20 protein-coding genes are annotated in these 24,618 nt (G+C 70.0%); 8 read left to right on the top strand and 12 right to left on the bottom strand.

The genetic code is table 11. The features are described from left to right. Positions 1 to 76 precede the first annotated feature (76 nt). Positions 77 to 820: an alpha/beta hydrolase gene (locus ABD235_RS30090; protein ID WP_344180272.1), complete on the top strand. Its 744-nt coding sequence runs from the start codon at positions 77 to 79 to the stop codon at positions 818 to 820. A 56-nt stretch (positions 821 to 876) separates the two neighbouring features. Here the strand turns inward: ABD235_RS30090 and ABD235_RS30095 are convergent, their stop codons facing one another. Next, positions 877 to 1,566: a DUF402 domain-containing protein gene (locus ABD235_RS30095; protein ID WP_344180274.1), complete on the bottom strand. Its 690-nt coding sequence runs from the start codon at positions 1,564 to 1,566 to the stop codon at positions 877 to 879. Next, positions 1,563 to 2,966, bottom strand: a complete 1,404-nt coding sequence (locus tag ABD235_RS30100) for a class II fumarate hydratase (protein WP_344180276.1) — start codon at positions 2,964 to 2,966, stop codon at positions 1,563 to 1,565. Before ABD235_RS30100 ends, ABD235_RS30095 begins: the two co-directional genes overlap by 4 nt. A 98-nt stretch (positions 2,967 to 3,064) precedes the next feature. On the opposite strand from ABD235_RS30100, the gene ABD235_RS30105 reads away from it, so the two are divergent. Then, complete coding sequence (locus tag ABD235_RS30105) at positions 3,065 to 3,439, top strand: DUF3224 domain-containing protein (RefSeq protein ID WP_344180277.1); 375 nt, start codon at positions 3,065 to 3,067, stop codon at positions 3,437 to 3,439. Here the strand turns inward: ABD235_RS30105 and ABD235_RS30110 are convergent. The 3 genes from ABD235_RS30110 to phoH2 all read right to left on the bottom strand — a co-directional run bounded on the left by ABD235_RS30110 (position 3,427) and on the right by phoH2 (position 6,315). Then, positions 3,427 to 4,050 carry a spermidine synthase gene (locus ABD235_RS30110; protein ID WP_344180279.1) on the bottom strand — a complete coding sequence of 208 codons (624 nt, stop codon included), beginning with the start codon at positions 4,048 to 4,050 and terminating at the stop codon, positions 3,427 to 3,429. The genes ABD235_RS30105 and ABD235_RS30110 overlap by 13 nt on opposite strands. A gap of 47 nt (positions 4,051 to 4,097) precedes the next feature. After that, the gene (locus ABD235_RS30115; RefSeq protein WP_344180281.1) at positions 4,098 to 4,796 is read right to left on the bottom strand and encodes an aggregation-promoting factor C-terminal-like domain-containing protein; all 699 of its coding nucleotides are present in this window, start codon (positions 4,794 to 4,796) and stop codon (positions 4,098 to 4,100) included. A gap of 184 nt (positions 4,797 to 4,980) precedes the next feature. Beyond that, a complete protein-coding gene (phoH2, locus tag ABD235_RS30120; protein ID WP_344180283.1) occupies positions 4,981 to 6,315 on the bottom strand; it encodes an RNA 5'-3' helicase PhoH2 in 1,335 nt (444 codons plus the stop codon). Between the two features lie 409 nt (positions 6,316 to 6,724). Here phoH2 and ABD235_RS30125 point away from each other — a divergent pair, with 409 nt between their 5' ends. Then, positions 6,725 to 7,795 (top strand): NYN domain-containing protein, encoded by a 1,071-nt coding sequence (locus tag ABD235_RS30125; protein ID WP_344180285.1) that lies wholly within the window; start codon positions 6,725 to 6,727, stop codon positions 7,793 to 7,795. Positions 7,796 to 7,798: 3 nt separating this feature from the next. Here ABD235_RS30125 and ABD235_RS30130 read toward each other — a convergent pair whose 3' ends face one another. After that, positions 7,799 to 8,578: an isoprenyl transferase gene (locus ABD235_RS30130; RefSeq protein ID WP_344180287.1), complete on the bottom strand. Its 780-nt coding sequence runs from the start codon at positions 8,576 to 8,578 to the stop codon at positions 7,799 to 7,801. Positions 8,579 to 8,875: 297 nt separating this feature from the next. On the opposite strand from ABD235_RS30130, the gene trhA reads away from it, so the two are divergent. Continuing rightward, a complete protein-coding gene (gene trhA / locus ABD235_RS30135; RefSeq protein ID WP_344180289.1) occupies positions 8,876 to 9,592 on the top strand; it encodes a PAQR family membrane homeostasis protein TrhA in 717 nt (238 codons plus the stop codon). A 5-nt stretch (positions 9,593 to 9,597) separates the two neighbouring features. Here trhA and ABD235_RS30140 read toward each other — a convergent pair whose 3' ends face one another. After that, positions 9,598 to 10,053: a MarR family transcriptional regulator gene (locus ABD235_RS30140; RefSeq protein ID WP_344180290.1), complete on the bottom strand. Its 456-nt coding sequence runs from the start codon at positions 10,051 to 10,053 to the stop codon at positions 9,598 to 9,600. A gap of 57 nt (positions 10,054 to 10,110) precedes the next feature. On the opposite strand from ABD235_RS30140, the gene ABD235_RS30145 reads away from it, so the two are divergent. Next, entirely contained in the window at positions 10,111 to 11,286 is a 1,176-nt protein-coding gene (locus ABD235_RS30145; RefSeq protein WP_344180292.1) for a phosphotransferase, read from the top strand. Here ABD235_RS30145 and ABD235_RS30150 read toward each other — a convergent pair. Next, positions 11,279 to 11,677, bottom strand: a complete 399-nt coding sequence (locus tag ABD235_RS30150) for a nitroreductase/quinone reductase family protein (protein WP_344180294.1) — start codon at positions 11,675 to 11,677, stop codon at positions 11,279 to 11,281. The two genes, ABD235_RS30145 and ABD235_RS30150, sit on opposite strands and share 8 nt — an antisense overlap. A 116-nt stretch (positions 11,678 to 11,793) precedes the next feature. Here ABD235_RS30150 and ABD235_RS30155 point away from each other — a divergent pair, with 116 nt between their 5' ends. Beyond that, positions 11,794 to 12,303: a hypothetical protein gene (locus ABD235_RS30155; protein ID WP_344180296.1), complete on the top strand. Its 510-nt coding sequence runs from the start codon at positions 11,794 to 11,796 to the stop codon at positions 12,301 to 12,303. Here the strand turns inward: ABD235_RS30155 and ABD235_RS30160 are convergent. The 3 genes from ABD235_RS30160 to ABD235_RS30170 form a co-directional block, all read right to left on the bottom strand. Continuing rightward, positions 12,300 to 13,733, bottom strand: coding sequence for a M28 family metallopeptidase (locus tag ABD235_RS30160; protein WP_344180298.1), 1,434 nt, complete (start codon positions 13,731 to 13,733; stop codon positions 12,300 to 12,302). The two genes, ABD235_RS30155 and ABD235_RS30160, sit on opposite strands and share 4 nt — an antisense overlap. Positions 13,734 to 13,829: 96 nt before the next feature. After that, positions 13,830 to 15,881, bottom strand: coding sequence for a M4 family metallopeptidase (locus tag ABD235_RS30165; protein ID WP_344180299.1), 2,052 nt, complete (start codon positions 15,879 to 15,881; stop codon positions 13,830 to 13,832). Between the two features lie 253 nt (positions 15,882 to 16,134). Next, positions 16,135 to 18,129, bottom strand: a complete 1,995-nt coding sequence (locus tag ABD235_RS30170) for a thioredoxin domain-containing protein (RefSeq protein ID WP_344180301.1) — start codon at positions 18,127 to 18,129, stop codon at positions 16,135 to 16,137. 144 nt (positions 18,130 to 18,273) lie between these two features. Here ABD235_RS30170 and ABD235_RS30175 point away from each other — a divergent pair, with 144 nt between their 5' ends. Further along, the gene (locus tag ABD235_RS30175; RefSeq protein ID WP_344180303.1) at positions 18,274 to 21,993 is read left to right on the top strand and encodes a S8 family serine peptidase; all 3,720 of its coding nucleotides are present in this window, start codon (positions 18,274 to 18,276) and stop codon (positions 21,991 to 21,993) included. Positions 21,994 to 22,141: 148 nt separating this feature from the next. Here the strand turns inward: ABD235_RS30175 and ABD235_RS30180 are convergent, their stop codons facing one another. Continuing rightward, positions 22,142 to 22,993: a helix-turn-helix transcriptional regulator gene (locus tag ABD235_RS30180; RefSeq protein ID WP_344180305.1), complete on the bottom strand. Its 852-nt coding sequence runs from the start codon at positions 22,991 to 22,993 to the stop codon at positions 22,142 to 22,144. A 126-nt stretch (positions 22,994 to 23,119) separates the two neighbouring features. On the opposite strand from ABD235_RS30180, the gene ABD235_RS30185 reads away from it, so the two are divergent. Further along, positions 23,120 to 24,115, top strand: coding sequence for an aldo/keto reductase (locus ABD235_RS30185; RefSeq protein WP_344180307.1), 996 nt, complete (start codon positions 23,120 to 23,122; stop codon positions 24,113 to 24,115). Positions 24,116 to 24,618 lie beyond the last annotated feature (503 nt).

Consider the following 24,618-nt stretch of genomic DNA (forward strand, 5'->3'; position numbering starts at 1 on the left):
CGTCACGGTCGGGCGATTGACGTAGGTCTCGCCGGGAGCGCCAGGAATCCGTAGGCACTCCCGAAAGGCACCACCTGTGAATTTCCAGTTCACCGCACAGACCTCGGCGGACGGCGTACTGACGCGTCCGTTCGCCCTTGGTGACATCACCGGCGTCCTCTGGTCGCCGGTCACCGCATCCGGCCCCACTCCCCTGATCCTGCTCGGCCACGGCGGCGGCCGGGACAGCAAGGCCGCACCGATGGTTGGGCGCGCGCATCGCCTGGTCGCGTCCGGCTACTCCGTGGCCTGCATCGACGCGCCGGGCCACGGCGGCCGGCCGCGGACGGCGACCGACGATCAGGAGATCGCCGCGATGCAGCAGGCGATGGCGACCGGCGAACCGGTCGGGCCGATCGTCGTCCGCTACAACCTCCACCTGGCCGACCGCGCCGTCCCCGAGTGGATCGCGACGCTCGACGCCTTGCAGGAACTACCGGATCTGGCCGGCGTACCGGTCGGCTACTTCGGCCTCAACATGGGCACCGCGATCGGCGTACCGCTCCTGGCCGCCGAACCGAGGATCACCGCGGCAGTCCTCGGCATCTTCTGGTACGACGAGGTGCTGGCGAAGCTCGCCGGTCAGATCACCGTGCCGCTGGAGTTCCTGCTGCAGTGGGACGACGAGCACATCCCGCGGGCGTCGAGCCTCGCCCTGTTCGACGCGTTCGCCTCGCCGGAGAAGTCGCTGCACGCCAATGCGGGAGCGCACAAGGCGGTCCCCCGGTTCGAGTTCGAGAGCGCGGTCGCCTTCTTCGGCCGTCACCTGCCGGCGGCGTAGAACGTAAGCGGTGGGGCCGACTTGCCGAGGACCATCTCCCAAGGCAAGTCGGCCCCTCAGCTCAACAGTTCCTCGGTGATGTGGGCGACCTCGTAGCCGGTGGGAGCGTCAGGGAGTCGCCAGTGCGGCGGGGCGGTCCACTCGTGCCAGTTGTCGGAGAACGGCGCCGTCCAGGCCTTGATGTCCTCGACGGCGGCGTGGGCGTCCCTGGTGATGCGGTCGGCTTCCTCCGGCGTGTAGCGGCCGGCCTGGACGGCACCTTCCAGCTCGTCCTCGTCCTTCCACTCGATCACACGGTCGGGCGTGATCCACAGGTCGAGCACGTAGTCCGTCGTCGTCGTACGGCGGGCGGACGCGTCCCGGCGGTGCTCGGCCTCCAGGTTCACGTACCAGCCGCTGAACGAGCCGTCCTCGTTCCAGAAGTGCCACAGCGACCACCGCTTGCCGGTCGGCGCGACCTTGAGGATGCCCGTGCCGTGCCAGATGTCGAGCTTGAGCACGCGCGGCTCGGTGAACATCCCGGTCGGCCCCGCGTGCCGCAGCTCGCGGCCGTCGGTCAGCACCGGCTTGATCAACGGCGTCCCCGGCGCCAGCCACGCGACCAGCCCGTCGGCGTCGTCCCGCACCACCGTCATCGGCCGAACGTTCGGCAGGTCGGGATGCAGCCCGGCCCCCTGGTACACCCACTCGATGGTCGTCCCCGGCGCCCAGTACGTCTCCGGCTCCGGTACGGCGGCCGCCGTCACGGCTTGCCTGGTCTGGTCATCGACAGGACGTCCAGGGCCGCGTCGAGCTGGGCCTCGGTGAGGTCGCCGTTCTCGACGTGGCCGTTCTCGATCACGACCTCGCGGATCGTCTTGCCCTGCTTCAGCGCGCTCTTCGCGACCGCGGCGGCGTTCTCGTACCCGATGTAGCGGTTCAGCGGGGTGACGATCGACGGCGACGACTCGGCCAGGGCGCGGGCGTGCTCGACGTTCGCGGTGATGCCGTCGACGCAGCGGTCGGCCAGCAGGCGCGACGAGTTGGTCAGCAGCTCGATCGACTCCAGCAGGTTGCGGGCGATCACCGGGAGCATCACGTTCAGCTCGAAGTTGCCGCCGGCACCGGCCACGGTGATCGTGGTGTCGTTGCCGATCACCTGCGCGGCGACCATCAGCGTCGCCTCGCAGATCACCGGGTTCACCTTGCCGGGCATGATGCTCGAGCCCGGCTGCAGGTCCGGCAGCGCGATCTCGCCGAGTCCGGCTCGCGGCCCGGAGCCCATCCAGCGCAGGTCGTTACAGATCTTGGTGAGGCTGACCGCGATCGTCTTCAGCTGGCCGGACAACTCGACCAGGGCATCACGCGCGCCCTGGGCCTCGAAGTGGTCGGCGGCCTCGCTCAGCTCCAGGCCGGTGCGCCGGTTCAGCTCGGTGATCACCTTCGCGGCGAAGCCGGGCGGCGTGTTGATCCCGGTGCCGACCGCCGTACCGCCGAGCGGCAGCTCGGTGACGCGCGGGAGCGTGGCCCGCACCCGGTCGGCGCCGCGGCGGATCTGCGCGGCGTACCCGTCGAACTCCTGCCCGAGGGTGACCGGTGTCGCGTCCATCAAGTGGGTCCGCCCGGACTTCACCACCTCGGCGAACTCGGCGCCCTTGCGGGCCAGCGACTCGGCCAGGTGGTCCAGCGCCGGCAGCAGGTCCTGGACGACGCCCGCCGTGGCGGCGACGTGGATCGCCGACGGGAAGGTGTCGTTGCTCGACTGGCTCGCGTTCACGTGGTCGTTCGGGTGCACGTCGGCCTCGAGCGCCCGGGTCGCCAGCGTCGCGAGCACCTCGTTGACGTTCATGTTCGTCGACGTACCGGAACCGGTCTGGAAGACGTCGATCGGGAACTCCGCGTCGTACTCCCCCGCGCTGACCCGGTCGGCGGCCGCGACGATCCCCTCGGCCAGCTTCGCGTCCACCACCCCCAGCTCGGCGTTCACCACCGCGGCCGAGGCCTTGATCTGGGCCAGCGCGTGCACGAGCGCCGGCGCCAGCGGCCGGCCGGAGATCGGGAAGTTCTCCACCGCACGCTGGGTCTGCGCCCGCCACAACGCGTCCCGAGGCACCTTGACCTCGCCCATCGTGTCGTGCTCGATCCTGAATTCCGCGTTGTCTCCCATACCTGCAGAGTACGTCGATCCGGCCTGTCGGCCGGAGCTGGTAGAACGTCTGTGGACAACGCCACACGCCATTCCACGACGCGCACCGAGGAGCACCGATGCCGTTCACCCAGTCGTTCGAGATCACCAAGTGGGACCAGTCCACCTACGACGAGGCCGACGGTGTCGAGCTCGGCCGCGCGACGGTGACGAAGTCCTTCGCGGACGGCGAGCTGGTCGGCACCAGCTCGGCCGAGCTGCTGATGGCCGGTACGCCGGCCGGCCCCGCGGCGTACACCGCGGTCGAGCGCTTCACCGGCACCCTCGCGGGCCGGGACGGCTCGTTCGTGATGGTGCACGGCGCGACCGCCGACGAGACCGTGTCGCGCGGCAAGATCGTCGCCGCGACCGGCGATCTCACCGGCCTGACCGGCACCGTCGTCTTCGAGCACGACGACAAGGGCCCGCGCCTGACAGTCGATTACGAGGGCTGAACGGTCCCCTGGTAGACGTAGTACGTCTCGTCCCGTCCCTGCAGCGACACCGGGACGGGCGAGACGACGCACCCCCCGAAGACGTTGCCGATAGCCCCTTCCAGCGCGGCCGACGCGGACGACGACCAGACCGTCAGCACGCCACCGGGCCGCAACCGCGACCGGCAGACGCCGAGGAACCCGTCGGTGTAGATCGCGGCGTTCCCGTCGTACACGAGGAAGTCGGGCCCGTTGTCGACGTCCAGCAGGATCGCGTCGTACGACGCAGGCCCGGCGACCACGTCACGAACGTCGCCGACGGCAACCACCACCCGCGGGTCGTCCAGCACCGAAGGCACCAACCCGTCGCGCATCCACTCCACCAGCGCCGGCTCGATCTCGGCCACGACGATCTCCCGCACCGAAGCCGAAGCCAGCAACGCCCGGACGGTGTAGCCCAGCCCCAGCCCGCCCACCAGCACCCGCGACGGCGAACCCACCAAGGCAACCTCGGCCAGCAACTCCTCGCTGGAGGTCTCCCGGTCGTCCATCACGAACACGCCGTTCACCCGCAGCTCCAGCGCCCCGTCGTCCGCACGCCGCCGCAGCACCAGTTCACCCCGCTCGCTCACCGCACGAGCCACCTCGCCAAATCCCACAGGTGAAACCTACAGCCGGCTCAGTACCAGTTCTTCAGCTTCGAGTGGGCCCAGGCTTCGCACGGCGAGCCGTAGGCGTCCTCGATGTAGTCGAGGCCCCACTTGATCTGGGTGACCGGGTTGGTGCGCCAGTCGGAGCCGTACTCGGCCATCCGGCGGCCGGGGAGGGCCTGCGGGATGCCGTAGGCGCTGGAGGTCGGGTTGTCCGCGTCGACCTTCCAGCGGGACTCCTTGGTCCACAGCTTGTCGAGGCAGGAGAACTGGCTCTCCTTCCAGCCGTGGTTGTCGAGCAGGTTGAGCGCGATCTCCTTCGGCGTGCCCTCGAGCTCCTTGCGGGCGGCGTCGCGGCTGGCGCGCTCCTTGCGGGAGTCGTTGTTCGTCTTCTGCAGCGCCTGGTACCGGGCGAGGGCGGCGTTCTTGGCCTTGCGGCGCAGCTGGGCCTGGTCCTGCATGGCCTTGCGGGCGGTCTCGACGGCCTCGATCTGGTTCCGCAGCCGGGTCACCTCCGCGGCCTGCTCCTCGGCGCTCTGCGGCTTGGTGGACGGCTTCTTCGCGTCCCGGCTCTTCTCACTGTTCAGGGCGGCGAGCTCGGCCCGCCCGGAGACCGGGTCGGAGGCCGCGGTCGTCGTGGGGGAGCTGAAGAGATCGATACTCGCGACGATCGACACGACGGCGATTCCAGTGACCGCGAGGACCGCGACGGAGCGCTTCGCTTTCATCTGTCCTTCCGAGATACCCGACCCCCGTCGGCTGCAACAGGAACATACTCTGACCTAAACAGACCGTGATCACAAGCAGGTCACAACACACGGTGCGGCCACATGGCGTGTGGCCGCACCGGGTACCGCAGAAGTTTTAAATTGGCTTTACAGAACTACCGCCGTACGACGGTTCGAACGCCCCTCAGAGCTGCACGTCCTCGAGCATCTCGGTCACCAGCGCGGCGATCGGCGACCGCTCCGACCGGGTCAGCGTGACGTGGGCGAACAGCGGGTGCCCCTTCAGCTTCTCGACCACCGCGACGACGCCGTCGTGCCGGCCGACCCGCAGGTTGTCACGCTGTGCGACGTCGTGGGTGAGCACGACGCGCGAGTTCGCGCCGATCCGGGACAGCACCGTGAGCAGCACGTTGCGCTCCAGCGACTGGGCCTCGTCGACGATCACGAACGCGTCGTGCAGCGAGCGGCCGCGGATGTGGGTCAACGGCAACACCTCGAGCATGCCGCGGTCCATCACCTCGTCGATCACGTCCGCACTGGTCAGCGCGCCCAGCGTGTCGTACACGGCCTGCGCCCACGGCTGCATCTTCTCCGACTCCGAACCGGGCAGGTAGCCCAGCTCCTGGCCGCCGACCGCGAACAGCGGGCGGAAGACGACCACCCGCTTGTGCTGCCGCCGTTCCATCACCGCCTCCAGACCGGCGCACAGTGCCAGCGCCGACTTGCCGGTGCCGGCCCGGCCACCGAGCGAGATGATGCCGACGTCCGGGTCGAGCAGGAGGTCGAGCGCGACCCGCTGCTCCGCGGACCGGCCGCGGATGCCGAACGCCTCGCGGTCGCCGCGAACCAGGCGGACCCGCTTGTCGGGCATCACCCGGCCGAGCGCGCTGCCGCGCTCCGACAGCAGCACCAGACCCGTGTGGGTCGGGAACTCACCGGCCTGCGGCAGTTCCAGGACGCCGTCCTCGTACAGGCTGTCGACGTCGGCGGTCTCGACCTCGAGCTCGCTCATCCCGGTCCAGCCGGACTCCAGGGCGAGCTCGGCGCGGTACTCCTCCGCGACCAGGCCGCAGGCCGAGGCCTTGACCCGCATCGGCAGGTCCTTGGAGACCAGCGTGACGTCGCGGCCCTCGGCCTTGAAGTTGCAGGCCACCGCGAGGATGCGGCTGTCGTTGTCGCCGAGCCGGAAACCGGCCGGCAGGCTCTCGGGGTCGGTGTGGTTCAGCTCGACCCTGAGGGTTCCACCCTTCTCCCCCACTGGCAGGGGTGCGTCCAGACGTCCGTGCAGAATCCTGAACTCGTCCAGCATGCGCAGCGCGGTGCGGGCGAAGTAGCCGAGTTCGGGGTGATGCCGTTTGCCCTCCAGTTCGGTGACGACGACGACCGGGATGATCACCTCGTGCTCGTCGAACCGCTCCATCGCGTGCGGGTCGCTGAGCAGGACCGAGGTGTCCAGCACGTAGGTGCGCTGGTCCGGTACGGATGAGGTGCTTGACGCCTTGGCGTGGGTGGCAGCCATGTCGCACGTCCTCTCGGGCCGCAGCGTGCACCACGCCCGGCCCACCAGTGGTTAGGTGTTGGACCGGGATCGGGCCCGGAGGTCTGGTGCAGACCCCCTCCGGCACGCCGTGACGTGGCCGGGGATCAGCAAGATCGAGACCGTAGGTCTCGGGCACTCCGTTCTGCCCCTCATGGGGCAACCGGCTGGCGAACGATTCTCATCTGATCGGGCCTCCCAGGACAGCCGGCTTCCCCTCCGACCGTCATTGTCGAGAGTAGGACGGTCGGTGAAACCCCGCAGCCCGACACGCCCTCCCATGGGGTTAACGGCTTGTTACACGTTGCCGTCCGCCCGTTCACCCGTGCGGGGGAGGTCGATCACCCGCGGGAGGGATCCGCTCACGCAGCGTACGAGCCAGGCTTGACGCATGCGGAAGAACTGGCCGATCTGGACGGGGTGCGCGACAGCGCTGTGGTCCTTCGCGTACGGCGTACTGGGGGTTTTCTGGGCGGCAGGCGGGGCCGGATATCCGTTCGCGACGGTCGAGGACGACCGGTCCACGGCGTCCCTGCTGGAGGGGGCTCCGGTGGGCGTGGTGGCGCCGGCGATGGCCGTGCTCGGGTTCACCGGCGCGGTGGTCGCCGTGCTGATGACGGTACGACGGCCGCGCGGGTGGTTGCCGCAGGCATTCGGGGCCGTGCTCGCGGTCGGGCTGGCGTTGGCGATCCCCGACTACACGCCGTTGGCGATCCTTGCCCTGTCCCCCGCGTTGCTGGTGTTCGCGTTCACCGGGATCCCGGGTCAGCAGGGTGGGCTCGAAGACGTCCTGTACTGGCACCGGGTGAACGTGCTGCTGCTCTTCCTCGGCGGCCTCCTGTGGGCCGCCACGGCGATCGCGTACCACCGACGGGCCCGGGAAGCCTGCGTGTCCTGCGGACGCCGGCACGGGCCCCCAACGGCCTGGACGACACCGGAATCGGCGCTGCGGTGGGGGCGCCGGGCGGTCTGGGTCGCGGTGCTGTCGAACGTGCCGTACGAGTTCACCCGCGTCGCCTGGTACTTCGGGTGGCCGCTGGGGATCTCCGACGAGTTCCGCCGGATGATGGCCGACACCCCGGGCATGCTGGAGATGGGGCTCGCGATGGCCGTGCTCGGGATCGGCGGGAGCGTGCTGACGCACGGGCTGGTACGGCGGTGGGGCGAGGTGTACCCGCGCTGGATCTGGTGGCGGGCCGGGCGCCGGGTGCCGCCGTCGCGGGCGATCGTCCCGGCCGCGATCGTGGCGGTGGTGCTGATCCCGGCCGGGCTGATGAACCTGCGGCTGATCGACGACAACCCGGGATCGGCCTGGGGACTGGTGATGCCGGGGGTGCTGTGGGTCGGCTGGGGCACGGCGCTCGGCGTCGCGGCGTACGCGTACTACCTGCGGCGTCGAAGCACCTGCACCCGCTGCGGCCGCGGAGAACCAGCCGAACCCGTTCTGGAAACGATCAGTTGACGTTCAGACGCCGAAGCGGCGCTCGCGCTGGGCGTACGAGCGGATCGCGCGCAGGAAGTCGACGTGCCGGAAGTCCGGCCACAGGGCCTCGCAGAAGTAGAACTCCGACAGCGCGCTCTGCCACAGCAGGAAGCCGCCGAGCCGCTGCTCGCCGGAGGTGCGGATGACGAGGTCCGGGTCGGGCTGGCCCTTGGTGTACAGGTGCTCGGCGATGTGCTCGACGTCGACGCGCTCGGCCAGCTCCTCGATCGAGATGCCCTTGGCGGCCTCCTCCAGCAGCAGCGAGCGGACCGCGTCGGCCAGCTCGCGGCGGCCGCCGTACCCGACGGCGACGTTCACCAGCAGGCCGTCGACGTGCTGGGTCGCGGTCTCCGCGCTCTTCAGCACCTCGGCGGTCGCCGACGGCAGCAGGTCCAGCGCGCCGACCGGGTGGATCCGCCGGCCCCCGACCGCGGCCAGCTCCTCGACGGTCTGCTCGATGATCCGCAGCAGCGGCTCCAGCTCGTCGGCCGGACGGGTCAGGTTGTCGGTGGACAGCATCCAGACCGTGACCACCTTGACCCCGACCTCGTCGCACCAGTCCAGGAACTCCGAGATCTTGCTCGCGCCCGCCTCGTGCCCGCGCGACACCGGATCGCCCGAGGCCCGGGCCCAGCGCCGGTTGCCGTCGATGATCACGCCGATGTGGCGCGGCATCCGGTCCGGGGACAGGGAGCGCGCCAGCCGGCGCTCGTACAGTCCGTACACGGCGTTGCGCAGGCGCTGCTTGCCGGGTGTCCGCATGGGCAGGTGTTCTCCTCGAGTCCTCGACCGGGCCGTCTGCGGGATCGAAGGTGGTGCAGGCGTGCCCCAACGAGGCTAGCCCAGATCGGCGGGGCCGCAGAGGCCTTGACGAACATCGAACTTATCGACTCTCGATCGCATCAGACACTTCAGTGAGTGTCGTGGAACACTCCGGCCGGGTCTTCCGGACGCCGTGAGGTGGCCTACATTTCATCCTTGAGGACGACCGAACCTACGCCACCGTAGGTTACGGTTGCGTAGGTAAACTTTCCGACGGCGTTCCGAGGAGGATGGCGCATGACGGCCAAGACCGCGACCGGCGACACCACCCCCACCGAACCACCGGCCGACCAGGAGCACGGGCACCGCCTGAGCCAGGCGCTGAAACCCAAGCTGCGCGGTTGGCTGCACGCCGGGACCTTCCCGCTCGCGACCGCCGCGGGCATCGTGCTGATCTGCCTCGCCCCGACCACGAGCGCCCGCTGGGCCGCGGCCGTCTACACGCTGGGCTCGATGCTGCTGTTCGGCATCTCGGCGCTGTACCACCGGTTCTACTGGGGCCCGACCGGCGAGGCCGTCCTGCGCCGGCTCGACCACAGCAACATCTTCCTGCTGATCGCCGGCACCTACACCCCGCTGGGTGTGGTGCTGCTGCGCGGCAACGACCGGATCCTGCTGCTCAGCCTGGCCTGGGGCGGCGCGTTGATCGGCATCCTGTTCCGGATCTTCTGGGTCGGCGCCCCGCGCTGGCTCTACACCCCGATCTACCTGGCCCTGGGCTGGGTCGCGATCTTCTGGATGGGCGACTTCTACCACCTCGGCGGCGCGGCCGTGGTGACGCTGCTGGCGATCGGCGGCGGGCTCTACTCGATCGGCGCGGTCATCTACGGCACCAAGCGGCCGAACCCGTCACCGCTGTGGTTCGGCTTCCACGAGATCTTCCACGCCTGCACGGTGGCCGCCTTCATCTGCCACTACATCGCCGTCAGCATCGCCACCTACCGGGCCGGCTGACCCACTCACGCCTCGACCCGGACGCCGCCGATCTCGATCAGCGCCGCCCGGAAGTCGGCGTACCGGTCGTCACCCAGCCGCTCGGCCCAGATCTGCTCCACCCGGTCGATCGCGCGCCGGGCGAACGCCGTCGCCTCGTCGCCCTTGCGCGTACGCCGGACCAGCCGCACCCGCCGGTCGGTCTCCAGCCGGACGGACTCGGCGTAGCCGTGGGCCTGCAGGTAGTCGACGTGCTGCCCGAGCCCCTGCTTGCTCATCCCGGCGTGCGCGGCCAGGTCGGTAATCCTCGCGCCGTCCGGCGGGATCAGGTCGAGCAGCCGGTAGTGCGACACCCGCAGCCCCGGGAACGGCTGGCCCGGGCCCTCCAGGATCTCCTCACGCATCCGCGCCATCACCGCACCGAGCAGGTTGGCAACGTGAGGAGGACGGTTCAGACCCGAAAGGCCGTTGACGGAGGTCATAAAGCCACTTTACTATCCGAATGGTAAAGCTGCTTTGCTTTCGCCGGGGGGAATCCGATGACCATCACCGCACTCGAGCCGCTCGGCCGCGACGCGCTCGACGACGCCCAGCTCACCGAGCTCGTCCGAGCCGTCACCGGCGACCCGGCGGCCACACCGCTCAGCACCCGCGCCGAGCCGTTCCTGTACCAGATCGGTACGCCGAGCACGGCCGCCCTGACCCGCGTCCTCGGCACCGCCCGCCTGGCCGACGGCTCGACCACCGAGTGGTGCAGCTTCGTCAAGCAGCTCCAGTCACCCCGGCACTGGAACCTGATCCACCTGATCCCGGAGTCGTTCCGCGAGGATTTCATCCAGAAGATGCCCTGGCAGCTCGAGGTCGCCGTGCACCACAGCGACATCGCGACCGTGCTGCCCGACGGCCTGCGGCTGCCGACGACGTACCGGATCGACGAGTACGACGACGACCGGGCCACGCTGTGGATGGAGCACGTCTTCCAGGAGCCGGGCATCTGGGGCCTGGAGCGGTTCGGCCGGGCCGCCTTCCTGCTCGGTCGGCTGTCCGCGCGCCGGCAGCCACACCTGGTGAAGCCGTTCCTCCAGCGACCGGACATCGAGAAGGCGGGCATCGGCCTGCGGTACTACACCGAGGGCCGGGTGATGACGACCGCACTTCCCACGCTGGCCGACCGGGAGACCTGGCGCCACCCGCTGCTCGCCGCGGCGGTCTGCAACACCGGCGACCACGGCCTGCGCGACGACCTGCTCGAACTGGCCGAGCAGTTGCCCGGCGTACTGGACGCACTGGACGCCTTGCCGCAGTGCTACCAGCACGGGGACGCCAGCCCGCAGAACCTGCTGGTCCCGATGGGCAGTCCGGACGAGTTCGTGGTGATCGACTGGGGGTTCGACGGCCCCCAGGCGGTCGGCTTCGATCTGGGCCAGCTCCTGATCGGGCTCGCTCACGCCGGTGAGCTGTCGCCCGCCGCCCTGCCTGCCGTGCACAAGGTGATCTTCGAGGCGTTCACGGAGGGATTGGCCGCCGAGGGAATGCAGGTGCCGCGGGAGCAGGTCCGGTACGGGTACCTGGGGTCGCTGCTGGCCCGGGCGACGTTCACCGCGCTCCCGCTGGAGAACCTCGGCGCACCCGCGACCCAGTCCAACGTGCTGCTGTTCGAGGACCGGGTGCTGCTCACCCGGGCGCTGATCGACCTGACCCGGCAGCTCAACTAGGCGACAGCACGAAGACCCGGATGTCGCGGCCACTCCGTACGACGTACGTGTCGTACGCCGGCCACACCTTCGTCACCAGCGGCCAGACGCGGTCGCGCTCGGCCCCTTCGGCGAGCGCGGCCCGCACCGGTACGTCGCGGCCGCCCGGCAGCGACACCACCGCGTCCCCGGAGGCGATCAGGTTGGCGGACCAGGCGGGATGGTGCTGCTGACCCCAGTTGGACGCGGTGACCACGAACGAGTCGCCGTCGTGCGCGTAGATCAACGGCACGGTCCGCGGCTGCCCGGACCTGCGGCCGGTGGTGGTCAGCAGCAGCGTCGGCAGCGCGCTCTTGCCGAGGATGTTGACCCGCCCGCCGGTGCGTCGTTGCAGCCAGCGATCAAGGGGCATGAGAGTGCGACCGACAGTGGCGAACCAGGGCCGGTGCCCTAACAGCCGGATGACATTCGTGTACCAGCCCATGCACGAAGTCTGCCGCTTGGGTGGAACCGGGTATGCATGAGGGTGTGAGGAATCTTCGTCTTGCCGCCGCAACTGCCACTGCCGCCGCCGGCCTGCTGTTGGCCGGCTGCGGAGACGACTCGGGCGCCGGAAGCAGTCCCAGCCCGAGCACACCCGCAACCACCACCCCCGCGACCACCACACCGACGCCGAGCACGCCCACGGCGTTGCCGATCACGGTCACCCGGACCGGCGGCTTCGCGGGCTTCGACGACCGGGTCGTGATCGGCACGGACGGCGTCACGACCGTCAGCCAGCGCGGCAAGCAGACGCACAAGTGCAAGCTCGACGCGGCCTTCCTCACCTCGCTCCAGACCGCGGTGAGCGAGGTCGACTGGGCCGCCATCGGTTCGACCAAGCCGTCGATCAGGCACCCCGACGACATGATCATCGCCATCTCGGCCGGCGGCGGCATGGCCCGGATGGAGGATCCGCGCCTGAAGCCGCTGGCGACTCCGGTGACCCAACTGCTCACCGAAGCCGCCGCGCCGGGCAAACTCTGCAAGCCGGTCTAGCTCGTGCCGAGCACTACGTCGTCGATCACGAACGAGGTCTGCAGCGACGAGTCCTCCTGACCGAGGAACTTCACCGTCACCGTCTTGCCCTTGTACGCCGTGACGTCGTACGTCTTCTGCACGTACGACGTCGCCTTGTTCAGGTTCGACAAGGTCGCCAGCGTCGACGTCGTCGCACCGTCGACGACCTGGACCTTCACCGTGTCGTACACCGTGGACCCCGTGGTCTCCGCGGTGTCGATCCGGATCCAGAACGACAGGCTCGCCGCGGTCGCCGCGGCCGGGATCGCGACCGACTGGCCGACGTTCTCGGTGCTCGACCGTCCGTTGCCCTGCAGCCAGGCCTTGTAGCTGCCGCCGTGCGCCGGCTTCGAGCTGGAGTTGGTGATCACGCCGGTGGTCCCGGTCCAGTTGGTCGCACCGGACTCGAAGCCGGGGTTGAGCAGCAGGTTGCCGCCGGTCGGCGGGTTCGTGGTGCCGTAGTCCTTCTGCGCGTAGGTCCAGATCATGTGGCCGATCGCGTCGCTCTGCCGGTCCAGCGAGGCCAGGTTCAGGTTGCTGATCGTGTCGCAGGACCGGTGGTAGCAGGGGTCGTACGCCTGCCCGGCCGTCCCTCCCCACTTGGTCGCCTGCGCCGAGGTCTTGATGCCCTCGGCACCGGAAAACGTCCCAGCGGTAGGGATTCCGAGCGATCGGAACGCCGCGTGGTCGGACCGGCCCTGCACGTCGATGTACTCGGTCTGGATCGACTTGCCGGTGAAGTACGCCGTCAGGTCGTCCCGGGCGCCGTTGCCGGCCGGGTTGTCGTTGTAGACGAAGTAGCCCGGGTTCGGTGAGCCGGTCATGTCGAAGTTCAGGTACAGCTCGATCTTGTCCCGCTCAGCCGCCGGCAGGTTGTTGACGTAGTACTTCGAGCCGAGCAGGCCGAGCTCCTCGGCTCCCCAGAAGCCGAACCGCAAACGGTTGCGCGGGGTCTGGCCACTGGCGGCGTAGGCCAGCGCGGTCTCCAGGACACCGGAGCTACCGGTGCCGTTGTCGTTGATGCCCGGGCCGGAGCTGACGCTGTCCAGGTGCGAGCCGGCCATCACGACGTGGTTCGCGTCGCCGTGCGGCCACTCCGCGATCACGTTGTACGACGTACCGGCCGACGTCGAGAAGGACTGCAGCGTGGTGGTGTAGCCGGCCGCGTCGAGCTTGGACTTCACCCAGTCGGCCGAGGCGCGGTAGCCGGGCCGGCCGGTGTACCGGTTGCCGCCGTTGCTGGTGGCGATCGACTGGAGCTGGTCGAGATGGGCCTTGACGTTGGTGACGGAGATGTCGGGTGACTCGGCAACGACCGGGGCGCCGGTCGCGACGGCCGGCCCGCTCGGCGCCAGGGCGGTGGCGACGAGCGCGGCGCCGAGCACGCCGTACAGGATGGGCTTGGACATGGGGAACTCCCTTGCCTCACAAAAGAATCCGGGGCGCACAGCCTCGGGCGGGAGGTGTGCGCCCCGGACGGGATCACAGCGGGACGGCTCTGCAGGTCAGCCGGCGACCAGCGACACGTCGTCGATCACGAAGCTCGTCTGCAGCGACGAGTCCTCCTGGCCGAGGAACTTCACCGTGACGGTCTTGCCCTTGTACTGCGTCACGTTGAAGGTCTTCTGCACGTACGACGTCGACTTGTTCAGGTTCGACAGCGTGCCGAGCGTGGTGGTGGTGCCGCCGTCGACGACCTGAACCTTCACCGTGTCGTAGACCGTCGAGCCGGTGGTCTCCGCGGTGTCGATCCGGATCCAGAACGACAGGCTGGCCGCGGTGGCCGCCGACGGGATGGCGACGGACTGGGTGATGTTCTCGGTCGTCGTGCGACCGTTGCCCTGCAGCCACGCCTTGTAGGAGCCACCGTGGGCCGGCTTGGAGCTGGAGTTGGTGATCACTCCGGTGGTGCCGCCCCAGTTGGTGGCGCCGGACTCGAAGCCCGGGTTCTTGATCAGGTTGTCACCGGTCGGCGGCTCCGGGTCGGTGCCACCGCCACAGGCGGCGCTGCCGGCCGGGACGGAGATGCCGGTGAACGCGGCCTCGATGCCCTTGCACTGCGCGGAGTCCGCGCCGTACAGCTCCTTGGCCGAGTTGATCGCGCCTTCGCGGGCGTCCTTGTAGGTGCTGCCCGACGTGAGCTTGGTGCTCAGCGTGCGGTACCAGACCTTGGCGGCGACGTCGCGGCCGACCGGGGTGATGGTCGCGCCGTTGCAGGCGGTGCTCGAGTGGGTGACCCCACCGATGACCTTGCTGCCGGTGCCCTCGGAGGCCAGGTAGAACCAGTGGTTCAGCGGGCCGGAGGAGTAGTGCGGGTCGAGCCCGCCGGTGCTGGTGGTCCAGCAGTCCTTGCTGGCCCCGTCCTTCGACGGCTTGTCCATGTAGCGCAGCGGCGTGCCGTTGCCGTTGATGTTGATCTTCTCGCCGATCAGGTAGTCACCCGGGTCGGAGGAGTTGTTGGCCGAGAACTCGACCGCGGTGCCGAAGATGTCCGAGGTGGCCTCGTTCAGGCCGCCCGCGTCGCCGGAGTAGTTCAGGTTGGCGGTCGCCTCGGTGACACCGTGGCTCATCTCGTGGCCGGCCACGTCGATGGCGGTCAGCGGCCGGGAGTTGCCCGAGCCGTCGCCGTACGTCATCTGGGTGCCGTCCCAGAACGCGTTCACGTACGCGTTGCCGTAGTGCACGCGGGACCGCGCACCCTGGCCGTTGTTGAAGATGCCGTTGCGGCCGTGGACGTTCTTGTAGTAGTCCCAGGTCAGCTGGGCGCCGTAGTGCGCGTCCACGCCGGCGGTCTGCCGGTTCGCGGTGGTGCCGCTGCCCCACGTGTCGTCGGGGTCCGTGAAGGTGGTGCCGCTGCCGGACGTCGCGCCGTTCAGGTCGGTGGTGTAGTTGCCACCGCGGCTCGGGTCGGTCATCGAGAAGCTGCCCGACGTACCGATGCTCACCGTGCCGGAGTACATCGAGTTGCCGGTACCGGTCTTGATCTCGTCGTCCTGGGCGAGGACGGCGCCGGACTTGGCGTCGATGTAGCTGTGCAGGACCGACGGGGTCTGGTCGGCCTTGGTCCCGGTGGTGACGACCTCGTAGGCCAGCACCGGCTTGCCGGTGGCAACGAAGACGATCAGCGAACCCTTGTTGCTGGTGGCCTTGAACTCGGCCGACTTGGCCGCCTTGCCGAGCGCCGCGGCCTGGGACACGGCCGGCTTGGTCGAGCTGACGGCGACGCTGCGGGCGCCGCGGTTGTAGGTCACCGCGCCGATCGCCTCGCCCTTGCGCTTGACGATCAGGTCACCGCCGACGACCTTCAGGCCGTTGTAGGTGCGGTCGTAGTGCACGAACTCGGTGCCGTCCGGGTCCGCCGCGACGCCGCGGGCGACGAGCTGCTCGCCTCCGCCGAGTCCGAGGGCGGCGGCCGTCTGCGCGGTCAGCGCGTTCTCGGCCTTGATGGCGGCCGGCTCGTTGAAGCCGGATGCCGGGAGCGGGGCCGTACGGTTGGCGGCTCCGGCGGGCGTGCCGGTGATGGTCGCAGCCAGACCCGCAGCTGCGACGATGGCCACCGCCCCTGCTGATGTCAGTCGTTTCAAGACAACATCTCCTCACGGTGTGGTCGCTGTTTGGGCGCAGCGACCAATTCAATTGGGGACGCCGGACGTAGCTGACCCAGAAGTGCCACTGCCTCAGTTGTGACACTATGTGTCAGGACATGCGCATCCTGTTACATCCGACTGAGGGAGGACTCTCCCCCCGGCGGGGGCAGGAGTCAAGGGAATCTCGCGAAACGACAGGGAAAACCCGCGTTGGCCCGCGTTGTCAGCGGGCGCCGGTCAACTCCGCGCGAAGGTCTTCCGGCAACACGACCGGCAGCTTGCAGGTGAACTTCTGACACACGTACGCCGCGGCGCGCCCGTCGACCAGGCCCCGGCCGGCCAGCAGTGGTACGTCCGATCCCGGCTCACCCCGGACGACGGCCGTCCCCCACGGAGCGTCGGCGACGGCGACGCGGACGAGCTCGTCGGCCGCACCCGACTCCGGCCCGACGATCGCGATCTCGAGCGGTCCGGCCTGATGCGCTTCAGCGACCGCGAGCGCCCGGCCGGCGAACCGCGGCGCGCGGCCCGCGAGAGCCGCTGAAGCGGACAGCGCCAGCTCGGCCGCTTCGTCGTACCGGGCCTCGCCCGTCACCGAGGCCAACGTGGTGAACGCCTCCGCCGCCAGCGACACCCCGGACGGGCTCGCGTTGTCGGTCGCGTCCTGCGGCCGCCAGGCCAGCTGCTCGGCGTCGGCCGCCGTGTCGAAGAAGGAGCCGTCAGCAACAAACTGTTCCAGAACCCTGTCCAGCAAGGCCTTCGCCAGCTGTAGCCAGTCGGGATTATTGGTTGCCGCCAGCAATGAAAGACAGGCCTGCGCGTACGCCGCGTAGTCCTCCAGCACTCCGTGCGCCGACCCCACCACGCCGTCCCGCGAGGTCCGGTGCAACCGCCCCGACGGGTCCACGTGCACGTCGCGGATCAACGACGCCGCCTGCACCGCGGCGTCGACGTACTGGGGCCTGTCCAGCACGATCCCGGCCCGGGTCAGCGCCGTGATCGCCAACCCGTTCCACGCGGCAACGACCTTGTCGTCACGGCCCGGGTACGTGCGCCGCCCACGGGCCTCGAGCAACAGTCGCTTGACCCGGTCCCACCGCGCCGCGTCGTCCGGGTCGCGCCGCAGCTGCAGCACCGACGTACCGTGTTCGAACGTTCCACTGACGTCGCACAGCTCGATCACCCACGCGGCGTCGTCGTCCCCGAGCACCGCGTGCAGCTCGTCGGGCGACCAGACGTAGTACTTGCCTTCCTCTCCCTCGGTGTCCGCGTCGAGCGCCGACGCGAACCCGCCCTCGGGCGTCCGCAGCTCGGCGAGCAGGAAGTCGGCCGTCTCGGTCGCGACGCGCCGCGCCAGCGGCGACCCGGTGACGGCCCACCAGTGCGTGTAGACGTCGAGCAGCAGCGCGTTGTCGTACAGCATCTTCTCGAAGTGCGGCACGATCCACTGCTGGTCGACGCTGTACCGCGCGAACCCGCCGGCCAGCTGGTCGTACATCCCGCCCCGCGCCATCCGCTCGCAGGTCGCCTCGACCATCGCCAGCGCGTCCGCGGACCCGGTCCGCCGGTGGTGCCGCAGCAGGAAGTCGAGCACCATCGACGGCGGGAACTTCGGCGCCTGCCCGAACCCGGCGTCCACCGGGTCGAAGTCCACCTTCAGTACGGCGGCCGCCCGCTCCAGCACGGCCGCGTCGATCGCTCCCCCGGCGACCTGCTGCCGCGCCCCCAGCTGCTCGACGACGGACTGCCCGATCCCCGCGATCTGCTCCCGCTTGGTCCGCCACGCGTCGGTCAGCGACTCGAGCACCTGCCGGAAGCTCGCCATCCCGTGCCGGGCGTCGGCCGGGAAGTACGTCCCACAGAAGAACGGCTCCCCCGCCGGCGTCAGGAACACCGACATCGGCCAGCCGCCGTGCCCGGTCATCGCGACGGTCGCCTCCATGTAGATGGCGTCGACGTCCGGCCGCTCCTCGCGGTCCACCTTGATGTTCACGAAGTGCTCGTTCAGGTACGCCGCCGTCGCCTCGTCCTCGAACGACTCGTGCGCCATCACGTGGCACCAGTGACAAGCCGAGTAGCCCACCGACAAGAACACCGGCACGTCCCGCTCCCGCGCCTGCGCGAAGGCCGCCTCCCCCCACTGCTTCCAGGCCACCGGGTTGTCCGCGTGCTGCCGCAGGTAGGGCGAGGTCGAGGAACCGAGCTCGTTGGAGGTCATGGTCCCCACGGTAGGTGGTCCGTTCCAGGACCCCGTGACCAGTCTGGCCAAAACGGCCTCCGTTCCTGGCCGAAATGGGCATTCCGTTTACACCTCCCCACCGGGCTGATCGGATGCGGTCACCCCAGAGTTCCGGAGGAAAACGTGCGTCGTTCTTCTGCTCGTCGGCACCTCGTGCCGCTCGCAGCACTACTCCTGATCGCCGGCGTCGCGGTTCCTGCGCAAGCCGGCGCCGAGCCCCCGCCACCCACCGCCGGCACCCCTGCTGCCGCCGCACCCGTCGAGCTCACCTTGATCACCGGCGACAAGGTGAGCGTCGTCCGAGGGCCCGGCAGGGCGGTGTCGGTCGAGTCCGTCGCGCGCGCACCGCGGGCGACCGGCTCAGTCCGGGTGACCGTCGAGGCGGGTGACACCTACGTCCTTCCCGACGAGGCCATGCAATACGTCGCCACCGGGCGGCTCGACAAGCAGCTGTTCAACATCAGCGAACTGGTCGCCCAGGGCTACGACGACGCGCGGACCAAGGAGCTGCCGCTGATCGTCACCGGCTCGGCTACGGCCGCTGCCAAGGCCCGCGCCGCGCTGCCGGGCTTGAGCGTGGCCAAGGATCTCCCGTCGGTCGGCGGTGCGGCCGTACGCGCCCAGCGGTCGGACGCGTTCTGGTCGGCCGTCACCGCCGCGTCGCCGAACGCTCGTCGCGTGGAGCCGGCCGCGCCGGCGTTCGCCGCCGGGATCGAGAAGATCTGGCTCGACGGCCAGGCGAAGGCGCTCCTTGCCGACACCACCGCGCAGATCGGCGCTCCCGCCGTGTGGGAGACCGGGGCCGTCGGCACCGGCGTTCGCGTCGCCGTACTGGACTCCGGCGTCGACACCACCCACCCCGACCTGGCGCCGCGCATCGTCGCGACCCGGAGCTTCGTGACCGGTGAGGACGTCGTCGACCGGAACGGCCACGGAACGCACACCGCGTCCACGGTCGCCGGCACCGGCGCCGCCTCGGACGGCAAGGAGCGCGGCGTCGCGCCCGGCGCCGACCTGGTGATCGGTAAGGTCCTCGGCGACAGCGGGTCCGGCCCGATCTCCGGCATCATCGCCGGGATGGAGTGGGCGGCCCGGACCGAGCACGCCAAGGTGATCAACATGAGCCTCGGCACGGCGGCCTGGCACACCCAGGACGACCCGCTGAGCCAGGCGGTCAACCAGCTGAGCGCCGAGACGGGCGCGCTGTTCGTGATCGCCGCGGGCAACTCGGGCAACACGCCGTACGCCGTGAGCGCGCCCGGTACCGCCGACGCCGCGCTGACCGTCGGCGCGGTGGACACGTCCGACCAGCTCGCCGGGTTCTCCAGCGTCGGCCCGCGGATGCTCGACGACGGGCTCAAGCCCGACCTGACCGCGCCCGGCGTCGACGTACTGGCCGCGCGGTCCCAGCAGATGAACGACGGGAGCGAAGGCTTCTACCGATCCGACAGCGGCACGTCGATGGCGGCGCCGCACGTCGCCGGTGCGGCCGTCCTGCTGGCCGGGCAGCACCCGGACTGGACCGGCGCGCAGCTCAAGGACGCGCTGATGAGTACGACGGCGCTCACGCCCGCCTACACGCCGTACGAGGCAGGCAGCGGTCGGCTGGATGTGGCCGCGGCCTCGCTGCGCGGCCAGATCGTCGCCACCGGTTCGGTGAACGCCGGCCTGGTTCGGTCGGGGTCGACCCCGAAGCCGATCAACCGGCAGATCACCTACCGCAACACCACCGACCGTGCCATCACGCTGCAGGTCTCGACCACTGGGGCGTTCACCTTGGCCGCGCGTCAGGTCACAGTGCCCGCGCGCGGGACGTCGACCGTCGGCGTGACGGCTGATCCTAGGGGTCTGCAGCCCGGCCAGTACGCCGCTCAGGTGATCGCACGTTCGTCGTTCGGGACCGTGCACACGGCCGTTGGGCTGTCGGTCGAGCCGAACAAGCACGATCTCACCGTCCACCTGAAGGACCAGGCCGGGAAGCCGATCAGCGGCGAGGTCGAGATCACCGGGGCGGACGGCAGGTCGACCGTGTTCTGGGTGCCGGACGGCAAACTCACCACCCGCTGGGCGCCTGGGATCTACACGCTCGTCTCCACGCTCGACGTGCAAGGACGCCACGGACCCCGTTCGCTCGGTCTCGCGGTCCTGACGGCTCCCGAGGTGAACCTCAACGGCGACCGCGACGTCGTACTGGACGCTTCGCGGATCCGCGAGGTCAAGGTCGCGACGCCGCTGCCGACGGCGGTCAGCACCAGCCGGATCGACCTCTTCCGGTCGTTCACTTCGGCGCCCGACCCGAACGACGCGCAGGCGCTGCACGAGATCCTGATGCCGCCGCCGGCGTACGACAGCCTGTGGGCACTGCCGACCAAGACCGCCGTCAAGCAGGGCAGCTTCGTCTTCACCACGCGGATCCGGGCCGAGCAGACGCCGCTGAAGATCACGTACGGCGGCCGCACGCTCGACGACGCGTTGCTCGTGCAGCCGGGCTCTGCTGCCTTCCGCGACGGCAAGTCGCGCGTCACCGCGGTCTTCGCGGGGACTGGTACGCCGGCCGAGTACGCCGGTCTGTCCGCTCGCGGCAAGGCCGTCGTCGTACGGAGCAGTGCTGACGTTGCGACCGTCGACCAGGCCGCGGCGGCGCACGCCGCCGGCGCGGCGATGCTGCTGGTGGTCAACGACCTCAACGGCCGCAAGAGCGACTGGTACGGCGACCCGGACGGTCGGAGCGCCGGCCCCGTGCCGACCGCTTCGCTCACGCTGGACGACGGGGAGGCCCTGATCGCCCGGATCAAGACCAGCCGGACCGAGCTGGGCGTCGAGGCCCACCCGGTGCCGAAGTACCTGTACGACCTGGCCGACTACCACCAGGGCAAGGTGCCGGACGACCCGTCCGCGGCCACCGGTCCCGGCAGCCTCGCGCGGATCGAGAACGACTTCGCGCCGTCGCTCGGCCAGCCGGTCATGGAAAGCCGTGAGGACAGCCCGTCGTACGAGCACTGGCCGGCCGCCTACCCGTACGCCGGTTTCGGCATGACGCGCGTCCCGCGCTTCCCGCGCAAGGCCGCCGTCGGGCATCGGACCGACTGGGTCTCGGCGGGCGTGAAGTGGCAGCAGTACGCGTCCATCGACGGCTGGTCGACCTTCACGGACGTCGTCGGCTACCAGCCTCGCAGCGTGCAGAACGAGCGATGGTTCGGTCCGCTGGTCCGCCCGCGCATGCTCGAGTTCGAGGTCCCGCACCGCGTCGGCAACGCGATGGGCGGAATGATCGCGGGCTTCGGCGACGGCGGGTCCGCGCACAGCGGGGATTCGATGATGTCGCGCAGCTTCGCGCTCTACCAGGGCGACCGGTTGCTGATGCAGAACGGGCCGCGGCCGGACTTCGGCGTGGGCGAACTCGCGCCGGAGAAGTTGCCGTACCGGCTGGTGGTCGACACGGTGGGCAACGCCGGTCTCACGCCGTACTCGACCGCGACGCACACCGAGTGGGCCTTCACCTCCGGTGAGGCCGAGAACAAGGCGCTGCCGTTGGCGCAGCTCGACTACACGCTGGACGTGGATGCTGCTGGGCGGGCGAAGCGCACCTCGGCCTTCGCTGTGAAGCCGGCCGTGCTGGGCGCGGGCGGCCCCGAAGATGCGGTCACCTCCGTCGCTTTGGAGGTCTCCTACGACAACGGCACGACCTGGCAGCGCCAGAACCTCAAGCAGGAGAAGGGAATCTGGCAGACCACGCTGCACGCGCCTGGGCGCGCTGAGTTCGTGTCCATCCGGGCCACGGCCAAGCAGCGCAACGGCGGCAGCATCACGCAAACCGTCACCCGGGCCTTCGGGCTGCGGTGATCCCCGTCGGGCGGCCGGTTGCTGAACCGGCCGCCCCACGCCCACCACTGATCAAACAACCGCCACCACCCGCGATCACGCTCAGAACCCCAGCACACGGTCCGTCCGCGAGCCGTTGATCAGTGGTGGGCGTCGGTGTCGCTGGGCATCAGCGGCCCGGCTCTGTGTTCGTGAAGCTCTCCGTGCCTACGACGCGCAAGAGATCCAGGCGTTCTCGGGACTCCGTGTCGGCCGGGGTGAGCACCAGCAGCATCTGGCCGAGGTCGGGAGTGACCAGCGTTTCGCAGTCCATCAGGAGACTGCCGACGCGGGGATGGACGAAGGTCTTGCGGTCGGCGCGGCGGACCTCGACCTCGTGCTGGGACCACCGGCGGGCGAAGTCCGGGCTCGCGGCCTGCAGACGGCTGATCAGGCCCTGCACGACAGGATCGCCGGAGCGGCGGCCCGCGGTCGCGCGGAGATCGGCGACGAGGGTGCGGGCGTGGTGCTCGCGCTGCTCGGGCGGGTGCATCGCCCAGGCCTCGGGCTCGGTGAACCAGCGGTACACGTGGTAGCGGCGGTCGCCGGTGAAGCCCGTGTGATCACCACCGAGCAGCACCGACATCCGTGTCTGGGCGAGGATCTCGCCGAGGTCGGACATCACCATCGCCGGGGTGTCGCCCAGCAGGTCGAGCATGCGGATCAGGCCGGCCCTCGCCAGCCGAGCCACGCCGTCGGCCGGCGGAGGCCGGTGACCGGCCAGGTGGAACAGGTGATCCCGCTCGTCGTCGGACAGCCGCAAGGTCCGGGCCAGCGCACCGAGCAGCTGCGTCGACGGCTGACTGCTCCGCCCCTGCTCCAGCCGTACGACGTAGTCGACCGAGACCCCCGCGAGCATGGCGACCTCCTCGCGCCGCAGTCCCGCCGTACGGCGGCGTGGACCCGGCGCGATCCCGACCTCCGCCGGGCTGATCGCCTCCCGGCGACGGCGCAGGAAGTCGGCGAGCTCGTCGCGTTGCATGTCCTCATCCTCCCTCGCGGGCGAGCGCCTATCCAGGGAGCGCCGCTCCCACGATGAACTCTCTCTGCCGCACGCTGCCCCATCGAGGCAGGCTGATGCCGAGAGCAACGACAAGGGAGCGAAGCTGTGCAGACACGAGAACTGGGCAAGCACGGACCGACCGTCGGCGCGCTGGGACTGGGCGCGATGGGCATGTCAGGCGCGTACGGCGAGGCGGATCGATCGGAGAGCATCGCGACCGTGCACGCCGCGCTGGACGCCGGGATGACGCTGGTCGACACCGCCGACTTCTACGCGATGGGTCACAACGAGCTGCTGCTCGCGGAGGCCTTGCGGGGAAGGGATCGCGACAGTTACCAGCTGAGCGTGAAGTTCGGCATGCTCGGCCAGCCGGGCGGTGGTATCGGCGGGATCGAAGGCCGCCCGGCGCTGGTGAAGACCTTCCTCGCGCACTCGCTGACCCGCTTGGGCACCGACCACGTCGACATCTACCGCCCGGCCCGGCTCGACCCGAACGTCCCGATCGAGGAGACCGTCGGCGCGATCAAGGAGCTGGTCGAGGCCGGGTACGTCCGGCACATCGGCCTGTCCGAGGTCAACGCGGACACCATCCGCCGCGCCCACGCCGTCCACCCGATCTCGGATCTGCAGATCGAGTACTCGCTGATCTCCCGCGCCGTCGAGGCGGACGTCCTCCCGACCCTGCGAGAACTGGGCATCGGCCTCACGGCGTACGGCGTACTGGGCCGCGGCCTGATCTCCGGCCACTGGACCGCCGCCCGCTCCAACACCCCAGGCGACCACCGCGGCCGCAGCCCCCGCTTCGCCCAGGAGAACGTCGAGCACAACCTCACCCTCGTCGAAGCCCTCCGCCAGGTCGCCGCCACCAAAGGCTGCACGGTCGCCCAGCTGGCCATCGCCTGGGTCGCAGCCCAAGGCCCCGAAATCGTCCCCCTGGTAGGCGCCCGAACCCGCGAACGCCTGACGGAGGCCCTTCCCGCGATCGACGTCCACCTCACCCCGGACGACCTCGCCGCCATCGCCCAAGCCGTTCCCCCGAACGCAGTCCGCGGCGACCGCTACCCGACAGCCCACATGCCGGCCCTCGGCGTCGGCAACTAGCCGGCGCAGACCAGCACGCCCGTCAGCCAGCGCCGGGAGCGGACGCCGAACGCTTTCGCCGGACGAGTGCCCGACGACCGGCGCCGGAACGCACGCGATTGCAAGCAACTGCCGCCGGACGCCCGCAACCGGTGCCGGACCGCGAACGTCAGCAAGCAACTGCCGCCAGGCGGACCCCACAACCGGCGCCGAAACGCGAGCATCAGCACGCAACCGCCACAAGGCAGACGCCCACAACCGGCGCCGAAACAGGAACATCAGCAAGCAACCGTCTCCAGGCGGATATCCGCCGGCCGCCCCGGAACGCGAACATCAGCAACTGCCGCCAGGCGGATGCCCGCCGATCGGCCTGGGATGCGAGCGTCTGCCGAGCGAAGCGAAGGCCCCGGGCGGCGCTGCCCTCTCTCCCATGCACCTTCCCCCGCAAGGCTCAGCCGGTTTGGGACCCGGCAAGCAACTGCCGCCAGGCGGATGCCCGCCGATCGGCCTGGGATGCAAGCGTC

The organism is Kribbella lupini (assembly GCF_039529595.1).
In the GTDB taxonomy this organism is placed as follows: domain Bacteria; phylum Actinomycetota; class Actinomycetes; order Propionibacteriales; family Kribbellaceae; genus Kribbella; species Kribbella lupini.

Excerpts from the sequence above, each read along its gene's own strand:
- ABD235_RS30100 (WP_344180276.1), bottom strand. The coding sequence starts at position 2,966 with ATGGGAGACAACGCGGAATTCAGGATCGAGCACGACACGATGGGCGAG.
- ABD235_RS30105 (WP_344180277.1), top strand. The coding sequence starts at position 3,065 with ATGCCGTTCACCCAGTCGTTCGAGATCACCAAGTGGGACCAGTCCACC.
- ABD235_RS30115 (WP_344180281.1), bottom strand. The coding sequence starts at position 4,796 with ATGAAAGCGAAGCGCTCCGTCGCGGTCCTCGCGGTCACTGGAATCGCC.
- phoH2 (WP_344180283.1), bottom strand. The coding sequence starts at position 6,315 with ATGGCTGCCACCCACGCCAAGGCGTCAAGCACCTCATCCGTACCGGAC.
- ABD235_RS30125 (WP_344180285.1), top strand. The coding sequence starts at position 6,725 with ATGCGGAAGAACTGGCCGATCTGGACGGGGTGCGCGACAGCGCTGTGG.
- ABD235_RS30130 (WP_344180287.1), bottom strand. The coding sequence starts at position 8,578 with ATGCGGACACCCGGCAAGCAGCGCCTGCGCAACGCCGTGTACGGACTG.
- trhA (WP_344180289.1), top strand. The coding sequence starts at position 8,876 with ATGACGGCCAAGACCGCGACCGGCGACACCACCCCCACCGAACCACCG.
- ABD235_RS30140 (WP_344180290.1), bottom strand. The coding sequence starts at position 10,053 with ATGACCTCCGTCAACGGCCTTTCGGGTCTGAACCGTCCTCCTCACGTT.
- ABD235_RS30145 (WP_344180292.1), top strand. The coding sequence starts at position 10,111 with ATGACCATCACCGCACTCGAGCCGCTCGGCCGCGACGCGCTCGACGAC.
- ABD235_RS30150 (WP_344180294.1), bottom strand. The coding sequence starts at position 11,677 with ATGCCCCTTGATCGCTGGCTGCAACGACGCACCGGCGGGCGGGTCAAC.
- ABD235_RS30160 (WP_344180298.1), bottom strand. The coding sequence starts at position 13,733 with ATGTCCAAGCCCATCCTGTACGGCGTGCTCGGCGCCGCGCTCGTCGCC.
- ABD235_RS30170 (WP_344180301.1), bottom strand. The coding sequence starts at position 18,129 with ATGACCTCCAACGAGCTCGGTTCCTCGACCTCGCCCTACCTGCGGCAG.
- ABD235_RS30180 (WP_344180305.1), bottom strand. The coding sequence starts at position 22,993 with ATGCAACGCGACGAGCTCGCCGACTTCCTGCGCCGTCGCCGGGAGGCG.